The sequence below is a fragment of the Enterobacter sp. T1-1 genome (assembly GCF_000710795.1).
In the GTDB taxonomy this organism is placed as follows: domain Bacteria; phylum Pseudomonadota; class Gammaproteobacteria; order Enterobacterales; family Enterobacteriaceae; genus Enterobacter; species Enterobacter cloacae.
In genome coordinates this window covers 1-15,637 of the sequence record NZ_JALW01000052.1, presented here as the reverse complement: position 1 = coordinate 15,637, position 15,637 = coordinate 1, and the positions used below count along the sequence as shown (strand labels likewise).

Below are 15,637 nucleotides of genomic sequence, written 5' to 3'. Positions count from 1 at the left end.
AAAGAAAGGCCTTAATAGGCAAAACGAAATGAAACGAAAGTTTATTTATAAAGGATCGCGTATGAGCAGCACTGATTCCTCCGCGGAAAAGCGCATCACTGGCACCAGTGAAAGGCGAGAGCAGATCATTCAGCGGTTGCGGGCGCAGGGAAGCGTACAGGTTAACGATCTTTCCCATTTATACGGCGTGTCGACGGTAACGATCCGCAACGATCTGGCTTTTCTGGAGAAGCAAGGTATCGCCGTTCGCGCCTATGGCGGCGCGTTGATTTGCGAAGGCAATGTGCCGGGCGTTGAACCCTCCGTTGAAGATAAAAGCTCGCTGAATACTGCCGTGAAGCGCAGCATCGCGAAAGTTGCCGCAGAACTGGTAAAGCCAGGGCATCGCATCATTCTGGATTCGGGTACCACAACGTTTGAAATTGCCCGAATGCTGCGCCAGCACACGGATGTGATTGCCATGACCAATGGCATGAACGTCGCGAACGCTTTGCTGGAAGCGGAAGGAGTGGAACTGCTGATGACAGGCGGGCATCTGCGCCGTCAGTCGCAATCCTTCTATGGCGACCAGGCGGAGCAGTCATTGCAGAATTATCACTTCGATCTTTTGTTCCTGGGCGTTGACGCCATCGATCTTGATCGTGGTGTGAGCACGCACAACGAAGACGAGGCGCGCCTCAACCGCCGGATGTGCGAAGTGGCAGAGCGTATTATTGTCGTGACCGACTCCAGCAAATTTAACCGCTCGAGCCTGCATAAAATCATTGATACACAACGGATTGATATGATTATTGTCGATGAAGGCATTCCGGCGGAGAGCCTGGATGGGTTGCGTAAAAGCGGGATCGATGTGGTGCTGGTGAAAGGGTAGTTTCTCCCCTCACCCTAACCCTCTCCCCACAGGGGAGAGGGGACTGCTCGGTGCGGTTTTTACCCTCTCCCCTGTGGAGAGGGCAGGGTGAGGGGCTATCACGTCACCGGTGCCGGGTTAAACACCGCCAGCTGATTGTGCAGCCCCCACTGGTCCGAGAAGGTTTTCTTCCTGCCGCTCGCCACATCCAGAATAAAGTGGAACAGCTTCCAGCCTACCTCTTCTATGCTCTCTTCCCCGGTGGCGATGGTGCCTGCGTTAATGTCCATTAAGTCATACCAGCGGTTAGCCAGCTCAGTGCGGGTGGCCATTTTAATCACAGGCACCGCCATCAGGCCGTACGGCGTACCGCGTCCGGTGGTAAAGACCTGCACCGTAATGCCGGAAGCCACCTGCTGGGTGCCGCAAACAAAGTCACTGGCCGGGGTTGCCGCGTAGATCAGGCCGCGTTTCGTTGGACGCTGGCCCGGCGAGAGGACTTCTACAATGGCACTTTGACCGGATTTGGCGATAGAGCCGAGCGCTTTTTCCACCACGTTCGCCAGACCCCCTTTTTTGTTCCCCGGGGACGGGTTGGCGCTACGGTCGGTTTTTCCCATATTGAGGTAGTTATCGTACCAGGCCATCTCTTCGAGCAGGCGTTTGCCCACCTCTTTGTTGATGGCGCGTGGCGTGAGTAGATGGATGGCATCTCGCACTTCTGTCACTTCAGAGAACATCACCGTGGCCCCGCAGCGAACAAACAGGTCGGAGGCATAACCCACCGCCGGGTTGGCGGTCACGCCGGAAAACGCATCGCTGCCGCCACATTGTGTACCAATCACCAGCTCGGAAGCCGGGCAGGTCTCACGTTGACGCGTATTGAGTTTAGCCAGATGACGCTCTGCAACCTCAAGGATATCGTCAACCATCGAACGGAAACCAACGTGGTGTTCGTCCTGCAGACGTACAATGCTGGCCTCATCGGCCGGAATGGCTTTTACATCCTCGGTGCCCTGCAGCAGGCGCTCAGGCTGTAGTTTTTCACAACCCAGGCCTATCACCATCACTTCGCCACCAAAGTTCGGGTTCAGGGCGATATTGTGGATAGTTCGGATTGGCACCACGGCCGCAGGGGCATTGATCGCCACGCCGCAGCCGTAAAGGTGATTCAGCCCCACCACGCCATCAACGTTCGGGTACTTTGGCAGCAGATCGCGCTCAATGAGTTTCACCACGAAATCCACCACGCCTGCCACACAGTGAACGCTGGTGGTAATGCCGAGTAGATTCTTGGTTCCAACGCTGCCGTCTGCGTTGCGATAGCCTTCAAAGGTGTACCCTTCCAGCGGTGGCAGCGGCTCCGGGACGCGGGTCGCCAGCGGCAGGGTGTTCAACGGTGGGGCTTCTGGCAGCTCAACCAGAGACTCATCAATCCAGCTGCCTTGCGGAATGGCACGGACGGCATAGCCAATGACTTCACCATAACGCACGATTTCACCCTGGGCCGGGATATCCACCAGCGCCACTTTATGCCCCTGCGGAATATGTTCAATCAGCTCCAGACCATCCGGGAAGCGGGTTCCGGCTTTTAAGCCATTGTCGTTCACAATAATTGCCACATTATCCGTGTCGTGAACTTTTATATAGAACGCCGTCGGCAACGCTTGTCGAATTTCAATGTCGGCCATTGTTCAATATTCTCCAGCAAAGAATCTGATAATTAATACAGCCAATTTTCTTATGGCAAAAATAAAAACGCAGCTTGCGAAAATAGAGCATGTCAGGAGACAGAGCGTGAGAATGTGATCGCGATCGCTCCCGAACCAGTAATGGCTGATTCTGTGCATCAGCGCCCAGTGGTTTGTGCATATGCTCAAAATATTATTGAAACAGAGCGTAACACTTGAGCATTAAAACAATGTGCTGCCGGAAAGTGGCGATTATACTGAATGACGATTTTATCACGCTGAAATAGAGAATAAATATAACGCTGGTAATAAATATACTGACCAGGGCTGCGGAATTAAAAAGGTAAATACGATGAATAACGCTATCTTCCCAAATAAATTTAAAGCGGCGCTTGCGGCGCACCAGATTCAAATTGGATGCTGGTCCGCACTGGCAAACCCAATCAGCACCGAAGTGCTGGGTCTGGCGGGGTTCGACTGGCTGGTGCTTGATGGCGAGCATGCGCCGAACGATATCAGCACCTTTATTCCGCAGCTGATGGCGCTCAAAGGCAGCCAGAGCGCGCCGGTGGTCCGCGTCCCCACGAACGAGCCGGTGATCATCAAGCGCCTGCTGGATATCGGCTTCTACAACTTCCTGATCCCGTTTGTTGAAACGCAGGAGGAGGCGGCACAGGCCGTGGCGTCAACACGCTATCCGCCGGAAGGGATCCGCGGCGTCTCCGTTTCGCATCGCGCCAACATGTTTGGCACCGTACCGGACTACTTTGCGCAGTCCAACAGCAACATCACCATTCTGGTACAGATTGAGAGTCAGCAGGGTGTCGATAACGTGGATGCCATCGCCGCCACCGAGGGCGTGGACGGCATTTTCGTCGGCCCAAGCGATCTGGCGGCCGCGTTTGGGCACCTGGGCAATGCGGGTCACCCGGATGTGCAGCGCGCCATCCAGCACATCTTTGCCCGCGCCAAAGCGCACGGCAAACCGTGTGGCATTCTGGCGCCGGTTGAAGCAGACGCACGCCGCTATCTGGAGTGGGGCGCGACCTTCGTTGCCGTCGGCAGCGACCTCGGCGTATTCCGTTCTGCGACGCAGAAATTAGCGGACGCTTTTAAAAAATAACCATCTTGAGGAAAACAGATTATGACGCTGAAAGTGGGTTTTATTGGCCTCGGCATTATGGGCAAACCAATGAGTAAAAACCTCATCAAAGCAGGATACTCCCTGGTGGTTTCAGACCATAATTCGCAGGCCGTGGCCGAAGTGATGGCGGCTGGCGCAGAAACCGCCACCACAGCCAAAGCCATTGCCGAGCAGTGCGATGTCATTATCACCATGCTGCCAAACTCTCCCCATGTAAAAGAGGTCGCGCTGGGTGAGAACGGCATTATCGACGGCGCGAAGCCGGGCCTGGTGTTGATCGACATGAGCTCCATCGCACCGCTGGCCAGCCGGGAAATCAGCGAGGCGCTGAAAGCGAAAGGCGTCGAGATGCTTGATGCCCCGGTGAGCGGCGGTGAACCGAAAGCCATCGACGGTACGTTGTCGGTCATGGTCGGCGGCGATAAGGCGATTTTCGACAAATACTACGATCTGATGAAAGCGATGGCCGGTTCCGTGGTGCACACCGGGGAGATTGGCGCGGGTAACGTAACCAAGCTGGCAAACCAGGTGATTGTGGCGCTGAATATTGCCGCCATGTCGGAGGCGCTCACTCTGGCCACCAAAGCGGGCGTCAACCCGGATCTGGTTTACCAGGCGATCCGCGGTGGGCTGGCGGGTAGCACGGTGCTGGACGCTAAAGCGCCGATGGTGATGGATCGTAACTTCAAACCCGGTTTCCGTATCGACCTGCACATTAAAGATCTGGCTAACGCGCTGGACACTTCTCACGGCGTAGGGGCCCAACTGCCGCTGACCGCCGCCGTCATGGAGATGATGCAGGCGCTACGTGCCGATGGCCTGGGCACCGCTGACCACAGTGCCATTGCGTGCTACTACGAAAAACTGGCGAAGGTGGAAGTCTCCCGCTAATTTCGTCTTCCCTACAACCAAGGGTGACAGCGGCGTGCAAACCCACTATACTGCGCGCCGAAGCTGACCAGACAGTCGCCGCTTCGTCGTCGTCCACCTTCGGGTGGAGACGGGCGGAGGGGAGGAAAGTCCGGGCTCCATAGGGCAGGGTGCCAGGTAACGCCTGGGGGGGAAACCCACGACCAGTGCAACAGAAAGCAAACCGCCGATGGCCCACGCAAGTGGGATCAGGTAAGGGTGAAAGGGTGCGGTAAGAGCGCACCGCGCGGCTGGTAACAGTCCGTGGCACGGTAAACTCCACCCGGAGCAAGGCCAAATAGGGGTTCACATGGTACGGCCCGTACTGAACCCGGGTAGGCTGCTTGAGCCAGTGAGCGATTGCTGGCCTAGATGAATGACTGTCCACGACAGAACCCGGCTTATCGGTCAGCTTCAACTTCTTAGAAAACCCCGCTTCGGCGGGGTTTTTGCTTAATGGGTATGTACGCAGGTTAAGCGCAGCGCCACCCGGCAACCTCCCAAACGACACCAATTCTCATATTTGCGACATTAAGCACATTTCACTGTTTTCTCCATTCATTGCCGCTCTGCTGTCTAATCCTGATCATTATCACAAAATTTACCGCTAAAAAATCCTGAATTCTGAGTATGATTAATTTGTTATGAATGTTAACTGGATGATCCCGAATGTTTTCTTATTTGATATGCATATTTTGAAATTAAAAACATTCACCCTAAGAATGTGTGACGTATTCCACTCTTTCCCAAACCTCTGTCAAATTACGCCCGTAAATTTCGAAAAACTGAAAGAATGTTTCACATGAATAATGGTTATTTATTGTTCTTTAATTGCCTGAAAGATAGTCTTTATTGATTTTTTAAACGCAGCAAAATTTATCCGGGTTATCGCCATAAAATAAATTTATTACCGCCATTTTTGTTGATCAATATCAGCGTAATATCGTATTTGGTTGGTTGTATTTTATTGATTTAAAAGGATTTTAATGGGATCTGGTAGTTCCTGGTAAGGGTGCGAAAAGGCAAATTGTGAGTAACAGCACATACCCCCTGAAACAATATTGAGTAGAATCCACCCCGTCATAGGGAAATAAGCGCAGAATATTATGAACACTATTATTCTACCGAAAACACAGCACCTCGTGGTATTTCAGGAAGTCATTAAAAGTGGCTCCATAGGTTCTGCAGCAAGACAACTGGGTCTGACGCAACCCGCCGTCAGCAAAATTATCAGTGACATCGAATCTTACTTCGGTGTGGAAGTGATGGTGCGTAAAAACACGGGCGTAAAACTGACGGCGGCGGGCCAGGTTCTGCTCTCGTACTCAGAGTCGATCACCCGTGAGATGAAAAACATGGTGAGCGAGATTAACAGCCTCAGTTTTAGCACCGTCATGGACGTCTCGTTTGGTTATCCGTCGCTGATTGGCTTCACGTTCCTCTCTGAAATGATCAAAAAATTCAAGGAAGTGTTCCCGAAAGCGCGGGTCTCCATGTATGAAGCGCAGCTCTCTTCTTTCCTTCCGGCCATTCGTGACGGGCGGCTGGACTTTGCCATCGGCACGCTGAGTGATGAAATGCTGCTGCAGGATCTGCATGTCGAACCGCTGTTCGAGTCTGAATTTGTGCTGGTGGCCAGCAAATCACGAACGTGCACCGCCCCGACGACACTGGCATCGCTCACCCATGAGCAGTGGGTGATGCCGCAAACCGACATGGGCTACTACAAAGAACTTCTGACCACCCTGCAAGACAACCACATCAATATTGAAAACATCGTCCAGACCGATTCCGTCGTCACCATTTATAACCTTGTCCTCAATGCCGACTACCTGACGGTGATCCCCCGCGACATGATTGCGCCGTTCGGTTCAGACCAGTTTATTGTACTGCCAGTGGAAGATGAATTACCGGTGGCACGCTATGCCGCCGTGTGGTCAAAAAATTACAGAATTAAAAAATCAGCGTCAGTGTTAGTTGAGCTGGCGAAACAATATGCGTCACTGACCAGTGAACGACGACGATGAATAATTAATTTCCAAATAAGTACTACTCATTTTTGAAAAACACCCCAGAGCTTATTTTAGCTGTGCTCTGATACCCTGACTTTGCCCGAAAAGAATGAATTATTATAACGAGGATATTATGCATATTACCTACGATCTCCCGGTAACCATTGAAGATATTCAGGACGCCAGAAAACGACTGGCAGGAAAGATATATAAAACCGGCATGCCGCGCTCGAATTATCTCAGCGAACGCTGTAAGGGTGAAATCTTTCTGAAGTTTGAAAATATGCAGCGTACCGGTTCCTTCAAAATTCGCGGCGCGTTCAATAAATTAAGCTCGCTGACCGATGCTGAAAGACGTAAAGGGGTTGTGGCCTGCTCTGCGGGAAACCATGCGCAGGGCGTCTCCCTTTCCTGTGCCATGCTCGGCATCGACGGCAAAGTGGTGATGCCGATGGGCGCGCCAAAATCCAAAGTTGCCGCCACGCGTGACTACTCGGCGGAAGTGGTGCTGCACGGCGAGAACTTCAACGACACGATCGCCAAAGTGAGCGAAATCGTTGAGATGGAAGGGCGCATTTTTATCCCGCCTTACGATGACCCGAAAGTGATCGCCGGCCAGGGCACGATCGGCCTCGAAATTCTCGAAGATTTATACGATGTGGATAACGTCATTGTGCCCATCGGCGGTGGCGGGTTAATTGCTGGCATCGCAACGGCAATAAAATCGATTAACCCGACCATTAATATTATCGGCGTACAGTCTGAAAACGTTCACGGCATGGCGGCGTCGTATCAGGCGGGTGAAATTATTAACCATCGGGTTACCGGCACATTAGCAGACGGCTGCGACGTTTCTCGACCGGGTAAATTAACCTTCGAAATTGTTCGTGAATTAGTCGACGACATTGTGCTGGTCAGCGAAGACGATATTCGCAACAGCATGATTGCGTTAATTCAGCGAAACAAAGTGGTGACCGAAGGGGCGGGGGCGCTGGCCTGCGCGGCGTTATTGAGCGGCAAGCTCGACCATTATATTCAGGGACGCAAAACCGTCTGCATTATTTCCGGCGGCAATATCGATCTCTCTCGTGTTTCCCAAATTACCGGCTTCATTGACGCATAAGGATGACCTATGAGCAACACTGAAAGCATTATCGTTGGCCAGACAAAAACGTCCTCCTGGCGTAAGTCAGACACCACCTGGACGCTGGGATTGTTTGGTACCGCCATTGGCGCAGGCGTGCTGTTCTTCCCTATACGTGCAGGTTTCGGTGGCTTGATCCCTATCCTGCTGATGCTGCTTCTCGCGTTCCCGATTGCGTTCTACTGCCACCGCGCGCTGGCGCGTCTGTGCCTGTCCGGTAGCAACGTTTCCGGCAATATTACCGAAACGGTGGAGGAGCATTTTGGTAAAACAGGCGGAGTGGTCATCACGTTCCTCTACTTCTTCGCCATTTGCCCGCTGCTGTGGATTTACGGCGTCACCATTACCAATACCTTTATGACCTTCTGGGAAAACCAGCTCCAGATGCCGGCGCTAAACCGCGGCGTGGTGGCGCTGTTCCTGCTGCTGCTGATGGCCTTTGTGATCTGGTTCGGTAAAGACCTGATGGTGAAGGTCATGAGCTATCTGGTGTTCCCGTTTATCGCCAGTCTGGTGCTGATTTCCCTGTCGCTGATCCCTTACTGGAACTCGGCGGTGATCGACCAGGTTAACCTGAGCGATATCGCCTTCACCGGCCATGACGGCATACTGGTGACGGTGTGGCTGGGGATCTCCATCATGGTCTTCTCCTTTAACTTCTCACCAATTGTCTCCTCGTTTGTGGTCTCCAAGCGCGAAGAGTACGAACCGGAGTTCGGTAAAGACTTCACCGAGCAGAAATGTTCCAGAATCATCGGCCGCGCCAGCCTGCTGATGGTCGCCGTGGTGATGTTCTTCGCCTTTAGCTGTCTGTTTACGCTCTCTCCGCAGAACATGGCTGATGCCAAAGCGCAGAACATTCCGGTGCTTTCTTATCTGGCGAACCATTTTGCGTCGATGTCAGGCACCAAATCGACGTTTGCGACGGTGCTGGAATACGGCGCCTCTATCATCGCGCTGGTCGCAATCTTCAAATCTTTCTTCGGCCACTATCTGGGCACGCTGGAAGGGCTGAACGGCCTGATCCTGAAGTTCGGGTACAAGGGCGATAAGAAGAAGGTCTCGGTGGGCAAACTGAACACCATCAGCATGGTCTTCATCATGGGCTCCACCTGGGTTGTCGCGTATGCCAACCCGAACATTCTGGACCTTATTGAGGCCATGGGAGCACCCATCATCGCTTCTCTGCTGTGCCTGCTGCCGATGTATGCCATCCGCAAAGCCCCGGCAATGGCGAAGTATAAGGGCAGACCCGAGAACATCTTCGTCACCGTTGTCGGCCTGCTGACCATCCTGAATATCGTTTACAAACTGTTCTAAATCAATGCTCAGGAAGAGCGGAGTCACACCATGATTGAGTTTCCGGTTGTACTGGTTATTAACTGCGGTTCGTCCTCTGTTAAGTTTTCAGTGCTCGATGCCAGCAGCTGCGATGCCCTGATGACGGGCATTGCCGACGGTATCAACACTGAAAAAGCCTTTATTTCCGTGAACGGGGGTGAGCCAGCCACACTGGCTCACCATGACTACGAAGGGGCGCTGGCTGCCATCGCCCTGGAGCTGGAGAAGCGTGACCTGATGAGCAGCGTGGCCTTAATTGGCCACCGCATTGCCCACGGCGGTGAACGCTTCAGCGAGTCGACCCTTATCACGGAGCAGGTTATCAACGAGATCCGCCAGGTTTCTTCTCTGGCACCCCTGCACAACTACGCCAACTTAAGCGGTGTGGAAGCGGCGGAACGCCTGTTCCCTAACGTTCAGCAGGTGGCGGTGTTTGACACCAGTTTCCATCAGACGCTGCCGCCGCAGGCGTATCTTTACGGGTTGCCGTACCGCTATTTTGAGGAGCTGGGCGTACGGCGCTACGGTTTTCACGGTACTTCCCACCGCTACGTTGCCGGGCAGGCGCATGCGCTTCTCGGACTTTCACCGGACGACAGCGGGTTAGTGATTGCCCACCTGGGTAATGGCGCGTCGATTTGCGCGGTTCGTAATGGCAAAAGCGTCGATACCTCGATGGGGATGACGCCGCTGGAAGGGCTGATGATGGGCACGCGCTGTGGCGACGTGGATTTTGGCGCGATGGCGTGGATTGCCCAGCAAACCGGCCAGTCGTTCGAGGATCTGGAGCGTGTGGTTAACAAAGAATCTGGCTTGCTGGGGATCTCCGGTATTTCCGCCGATCTCAGGACGCTGGAAAAAGCCTGGCGCGAGGGAAATCCGCGGGCGCAGCTGGCGATAAACACCTTTGTGCACCGCATTGCACGGCATATCGCCGGCCACGCGGCGTCGCTGCATCGCCTGGACGGGGTGGTGTTTACCGGAGGGATTGGCGAGAACTCTACGCTCATCCGCAGGCTGGTAGCAGAACATCTCAAGGTCTTTGGCATCATCCTCGACGAGACCCGCAACGCCCTGCCTGGCAGCGCGGGTGAACGCCTCATCAGCGCCGATACGTCCCGCGTGGCGTGTGCGGTGATCCCTACCAATGAAGAAAAAATGATCGCGCTGGACGCCCTCCGTCTTGGGAAGGTTACCCCGGCTGCGGCTTACGCCTGACAGAGCGAGAATCTCATGAAAGTAACGATTGATACGCGCGTTGCGCCCTACAGCGACGCATGGGCCGGGTTTCGCGGTGAAGAATGGAAAGACGCCGTTAACGTGCGCGATTTTATTCAGCATAACTACACCCCTTATGAAGGCGACGAAACTTTCCTCGCGCAGGCGACGCCAGCAACGACGGCGCTGTGGCAAAAGGTGATGGTGGGGATTCGCCAGGAAAATGCCACCCACGCCCCGGTGGATTTCGATACCAACATCGCCACCACCATTACCGCTCACGGACCGGGCTATATCGACCGGGAGCTGGAGACCATTGTCGGCCTGCAAACCGATAAGCCGCTCAAGCGCGCCCTGCATCCGTATGGTGGGATCAACATGATCCGCAGTTCGTTCGAAGCCTACGGCCGCGAGATGGATCCGCAGTTCGAATACCTGTTTACCGACCTGCGTAAAACCCATAACCAGGGCGTGTTTGACGTCTACTCACCGGAGATGATGCGTTGCCGTAAATCGGGCGTACTGACCGGGCTGCCGGACGGCTACGGACGCGGGCGCATCATCGGCGACTACCGCCGCGTGGCGCTGTACGGCATCAGCTATCTGGTGCGTGAGCGTGAACTGCAGTTCGCGGATCTGCAGCCGAGACTGGAACGCGGCGAGGATCTGGAGGCGACGATCCGCCTGCGCGAAGAGCTGGCGGAGCATAAGCGTGCGCTGCTGCAGATCCAGCAGATGGCGGCGAACTACGGCTTTGATATCTCGCGTCCGGCGATGAACGCGCAGGAAGCGGTGCAGTGGCTGTACTTTGCCTACCTGGCAGCGGTGAAATCCCAGAACGGTGGGGCGATGTCGCTGGGGCGCACCGCGTCATTCCTCGATATCTACATTGAACGCGATATGCAGGCCGGACGCCTTAGCGAGGTACAGGCCCAGGAGCTGATCGACCACTTCATCATGAAGATCCGCATGGTGCGTTTCCTGCGTACGCCGGAGTTCGACACGCTCTTCTCTGGCGATCCGATTTGGGCGACGGAGGTGATTGGCGGAATGGGGCTGGACGGCCGCACGCTGGTGACCAAAAACAGCTTCCGCTACCTGCACACGCTGCACACCATGGGGCCTGCGCCAGAGCCAAACCTGACGATCCTGTGGTCTGAACAACTGCCGATCGCGTTCAAGAAATACGCCGCGCAGGTCTCGATTGTCACCTCGTCGCTGCAGTATGAGAACGACGATCTGATGCGTGCCGACTTCAACAGCGACGACTACGCCATTGCCTGCTGCGTCAGCCCGATGGTGATCGGCAAGCAGATGCAGTTCTTTGGTGCCCGCGCCAACCTGGCGAAAACGTTGCTGTATGCGATCAACGGCGGGGTGGATGAGAAGCTGAAGATCCAGGTCGGGCCGAAAACCGCGCCGCTGCTGGACGAGGTGCTGGACTACGACACCGTGATGGCGAGCCTGGATCACTTTATGGACTGGCTGGCGGTACAGTACATCAGCGCGCTGAATCTCATTCACTACATGCATGATAAGTACAGCTACGAAGCCTCGCTGATGGCGCTGCACGATCGGGACGTCTACCGCACCATGGCCTGCGGTATCGCCGGACTGTCGGTGGCCGCCGATTCCCTGTCGGCCATTAAATATGCGACGGTGAAACCGGTGCGCGACCATACCGGTCTGGCGGTCGATTTTGTCATTGAAGGGGATTATCCGCAGTACGGTAACAACGACGATCGCGTGGACAGCATCGCCTGTGACCTGGTGGAGCGCTTTATGAAGAAAATTCAGGCGTTACCAACCTATCGTAACGCGGTGCCGACCCAGTCGATCCTGACCATCACCTCGAACGTAGTGTACGGCCAGAAGACCGGCAACACGCCAGACGGACGCCGGGGCGGCACGCCGTTTGCGCCGGGTGCCAACCCAATGCACGGACGTGACAGAAAAGGGGCAGTGGCGTCGTTAACCTCGGTTGCCAAGTTGCCGTTCACCTACGCCAAGGACGGGATCTCTTACACCTTCTCCATCGTGCCGCAGGCGCTGGGCAAGGATGAGCTGGTACGCAAAACCAACCTTGTGGGGCTGCTGGACGGGTATTTCCACCACGAAACAGCCATCGAGGGCGGGCAGCATCTGAACGTCAACGTCATGAACCGGGAAATGCTGCTGGACGCCATTGAGCACCCGGAAAATTACCCGAACCTGACGATCCGCGTTTCGGGGTATGCGGTGCGGTTTAATGCCCTGACGCGCGAGCAGCAGCAGGATGTGATTTCAAGGACGTTTACGCAGGTGATGTAATCCAGGCTAAGGCTGGGCCTCCCCTTTGGGGAGGCTTTTAATTTCGTGAATGCCATCACGTTTAGAAAATATCCACCTTATTGAGTATTTCAAAAGCAAATCTTCCTCCAGCATTAGAAAAGCCCTATTTATTTTGTGACTTTTTTCTCCCTCTCTCCGGCTATGATTTTCTCACACTAACTACAAGCACCTGCACTCTCTGACTCGCCATCGCTGGCGAACGGAAACCTATAAAAATTAATCAGTTACCCTACAAATTAAGCGAGTGCCTTATGGATACGGCTACAAACAGCAGTGTGATTGTGAATGATTCCCCCGCGGCTAGGCGGGCGGGAATGCGTGAGAGCGAATGGCGCGAGGCGATCAAGTTCGACAGTACCGATACGGGCTGGGTCATCATGAGTATCGGGATGGCCATCGGCGCGGGGATTGTTTTTCTCCCAGTGCAGGTCGGATTAATGGGGCTGTGGGTCTTTTTGCTCTCGTCCGTGATTGGATATCCGGCGATGTATTTATTCCAGCGCCTGTTTATTAATACGCTGGCGGAATCACCGGAATGCAAAGATTATCCGAGCGTCATTAGCGGATATCTCGGGAAAAACTGGGGCATCTTATTAGGCGCACTCTATTTTGTGATGCTGGTCATCTGGATGTTTGTCTATTCCACCGCCATTACCAACGACAGCGCCTCTTATTTGCAGACCTTTGGCGTTACCGACGGGCTACTCTCAGAAAACCCGTTCTACGGGTTAGTGCTGATCTGTATTCTGGTGGCCATCTCTTCCCGCGGCGAAAAGCTGCTGTTTAAAGTCTCCAGCCTGATGGTGTTGACCAAGCTATTTGTGGTTGCCGCGCTGGGCTTGTCGATGATTGGCCTCTGGCATTTAGCCAACGTAGGCATGCTGCCGCCGATGGGGCTGCTGATTAAAAATGCCATCATTACGCTTCCCTTTACCTTAACCTCAATTCTGTTTATTCAGACCTTAAGCCCGATGGTGATCTCCTACCGTTCACGGGAAAAGTCCGTTGAGGTGGCGCGTCATAAAGCGCTGCGGGCCATGAATATCGCCTTTGGCGTGCTGTTTGTGACGGTATTCTTCTACGCCGTCTCCTTCACACTGGCGATGGGGCACGATGAAGCGGTAAAAGCCTATGAGCAGAACATCTCTGCCCTGGCGATTGCGGCGCAGTTTATCAGCGGAGAGGGTGCGGGCTGGGTCAAAATCGTCAGCGTGATCCTCAATATCTTTGCTGTTATGACGGCCTTCTTCGGCGTCTATCTTGGCTTTCGCGAGGCCACGCAGGGCATCGTGATGAACATTCTGCGTCGCAAAATGCCGGCAGAGAAAATCAATGAAAACACCGTCCAGCGTGGGATTATGCTGTTCGCCATCCTGCTGGCCTGGAGCGCGATTGTGTTAAACGCGCCGGTGCTGAGCTTCACGTCTATTTGCAGCCCCATCTTCGGCATGGTGGGTTGTCTGATCCCTGCATGGCTGGTCTACAAGGTACCCGCCCTGCATAAATATAAAGGCGTATCACTGGTGATTATCATCATTACCGGGCTGCTGCTTTGTGTTTCTCCTTTCCTCGCATTCTCCTGAGGAGCAATTAAGGTCGTAACGATGTCTGAGCAAACTAACCCTTTATGGAATCATTTTATTCGCGCGGTGCAGGAAGAGGTTAAACCTGCGTTGGGGTGCACTGAACCTATCTCTCTGGCGCTGGCCTGTGCGATAGCCGCTGAGCACCTGCCCGGTGAGGTAACGCGCATTGAAGCATGGGTATCGCCCAATCTGATGAAAAACGGGCTTGGCGTAACGGTACCCGGCACCGGCATGGTCGGGCTACCCATTGCGGCGGCGCTGGGAGCGATGGGCGGGAATGCCCGCGCCGGGCTGGAGGTGCTAAAAGGGGCGTCAGCCGATGCGCTGGAACGCGCCAAAGCCCTGCTCAATGCGGGTCAGGTCCTGGTGAAACTGCAGGTGCCGTGCGAGGAAATCCTCTATTCGCGCGCCTGTGTTTATGCCGGAGAGGCCTCGGCCATGGTGACCATCGCAGGCGGGCATACTCGCGTGGTGGAGGTGGTCTGTGAGGGCGAAACACGCTTCACCCGTGATGAACAGCCGGGAGAGGCGGGTGACGATCCGCTGGAGGTGTTCTCTCACACCACGCTGTCGGCGATCCTCACGTTCGTGGAGCAGGTTCCGTGTGAGGCGATCCGTTTTATTCTTCAGGCGGGGCAGCTTAACGATGCCCTTTCTCGTGAAGGGCTGAGCGGAAAATGGGGGCTGCATATTGGCGCGACGCTGAATAAGCAGCGCACGCGCGGATGGATGGCGAAGGATGTTGGCTCGGACATTGTTATCCGCACCAGCGCGGCCTCTGACGCCCGAATGGGCGGTGCTACGCTTCCGGCAATGAGCAATTCAGGGTCCGGCAATCAGGGGATCACCGCCACCATGCCGGTAGTGGTTGTGGCGGAGCACGTTCAGGCTGATGAGGAGCGGCTGGCCAGAGCGCTGATGCTGTCCCATCTTTCGGCGATCTATATCCACGCCCAGCTTCCCCGCCTGTCGGCGCTGTGCGCTGCGACAACCGCAGCGATGGGGGCGGCAGCCGGCATGGCCTGGCTGATGGGGGGAAACTATCAAACGATCGCGATGGCCATCAGCAGTATGATCGGTGACGTCAGTGGGATGATTTGCGACGGTGCATCCAACAGCTGCGCGATGAAAGTCTCAACCAGCGTCAGCAGTGCCTGGAAAGCGGTGATGATGGCGCTGGATGAGTCTGCCGTGACGGGCAATGAAGGGATTGTGGCGCACGATGTGGAGCAGTCTATCTCTAACCTGTGCGCGTTAGCGTGCCGCTCAATGCAGGCAACGGACCGGCAGATTATTGAGATTATGGCGAGTAAGGTGTAGCGAGTTCAGGGGCTCGATCGGTTCCCTCTCCCCGTGGGAGAGGGGTAGGGGGAGGGCATTCTCTACACCGGCAAATCAATCAGCAGGGCAC

General features: G+C 54.8%; 11 protein-coding genes and 1 other RNA gene. 11 read left to right on the top strand and 1 reads right to left on the bottom strand.

The window, feature by feature from the left end:
• Positions 1-61 precede the first annotated feature (61 nt).
• A complete protein-coding gene (locus tag AK59_RS0117280; protein WP_013098886.1) occupies positions 62-871 on the top strand; it encodes a DeoR family transcriptional regulator in 810 nt (269 codons plus the stop codon).
• A 98-nt stretch (positions 872-969) separates the two neighbouring features.
• Here the strand turns inward: AK59_RS0117280 and garD are convergent, their stop codons facing one another.
• The gene (garD, locus tag AK59_RS0117275; protein ID WP_029883373.1) at positions 970-2,541 is read right to left on the bottom strand and encodes a galactarate dehydratase; all 1,572 of its coding nucleotides are present in this window, start codon (positions 2,539-2,541) and stop codon (positions 970-972) included.
• A 352-nt stretch (positions 2,542-2,893) separates the two neighbouring features.
• Between garD and garL the strand changes: the two genes are divergently transcribed.
• The 10 genes from garL (at position 2,894) to AK59_RS0117230 (ending at position 15,546) form a co-directional block, all read left to right on the top strand.
• The gene (gene garL, locus AK59_RS0117270) at positions 2,894-3,664 is read left to right on the top strand and encodes a 2-dehydro-3-deoxyglucarate aldolase (RefSeq protein ID WP_013098883.1); all 771 of its coding nucleotides are present in this window, start codon (positions 2,894-2,896) and stop codon (positions 3,662-3,664) included.
• A gap of 21 nt (positions 3,665-3,685) precedes the next feature.
• Positions 3,686-4,576 carry a 2-hydroxy-3-oxopropionate reductase gene (gene garR, locus AK59_RS0117265; protein WP_013098882.1) on the top strand — a complete coding sequence of 297 codons (891 nt, stop codon included), beginning with the start codon at positions 3,686-3,688 and terminating at the stop codon, positions 4,574-4,576.
• 59 nt (positions 4,577-4,635) lie between these two features.
• Positions 4,636-5,014, top strand: an RNA gene (rnpB, locus tag AK59_RS1000000124065) — RNase P RNA component class A.
• Between the two features lie 686 nt (positions 5,015-5,700).
• Complete coding sequence (gene tdcA, locus AK59_RS0117260; RefSeq protein ID WP_029883372.1) at positions 5,701-6,621, top strand: transcriptional regulator TdcA; 921 nt, start codon at positions 5,701-5,703, stop codon at positions 6,619-6,621.
• Between the two features lie 118 nt (positions 6,622-6,739).
• Positions 6,740-7,729 (top strand): bifunctional threonine ammonia-lyase/L-serine ammonia-lyase TdcB, encoded by a 990-nt coding sequence (gene tdcB, locus AK59_RS0117255; RefSeq protein ID WP_029883371.1) that lies wholly within the window; start codon positions 6,740-6,742, stop codon positions 7,727-7,729.
• A 9-nt stretch (positions 7,730-7,738) separates the two neighbouring features.
• Positions 7,739-9,070 (top strand): threonine/serine transporter TdcC, encoded by a 1,332-nt coding sequence (tdcC, locus tag AK59_RS0117250; protein ID WP_013098878.1) that lies wholly within the window; start codon positions 7,739-7,741, stop codon positions 9,068-9,070.
• Positions 9,071-9,100: 30 nt separating this feature from the next.
• Positions 9,101-10,309: a propionate kinase gene (gene tdcD, locus AK59_RS0117245; protein ID WP_029883370.1), complete on the top strand. Its 1,209-nt coding sequence runs from the start codon at positions 9,101-9,103 to the stop codon at positions 10,307-10,309.
• 15 nt (positions 10,310-10,324) lie between these two features.
• Positions 10,325-12,619, top strand: coding sequence for a formate C-acetyltransferase (pflB, locus tag AK59_RS0117240; RefSeq protein ID WP_029883369.1), 2,295 nt, complete (start codon positions 10,325-10,327; stop codon positions 12,617-12,619).
• A 272-nt stretch (positions 12,620-12,891) separates the two neighbouring features.
• On the top strand, positions 12,892-14,223 hold the full coding sequence (locus AK59_RS0117235) for an amino acid permease (protein WP_029883368.1): 1,332 nt from the start codon (positions 12,892-12,894) through the stop codon (positions 14,221-14,223).
• A gap of 21 nt (positions 14,224-14,244) precedes the next feature.
• Positions 14,245-15,546: an L-cysteine desulfidase family protein gene (locus AK59_RS0117230; protein WP_029883367.1), complete on the top strand. Its 1,302-nt coding sequence runs from the start codon at positions 14,245-14,247 to the stop codon at positions 15,544-15,546.
• The last annotated feature ends 91 nt before the right edge of the window (positions 15,547-15,637 follow it).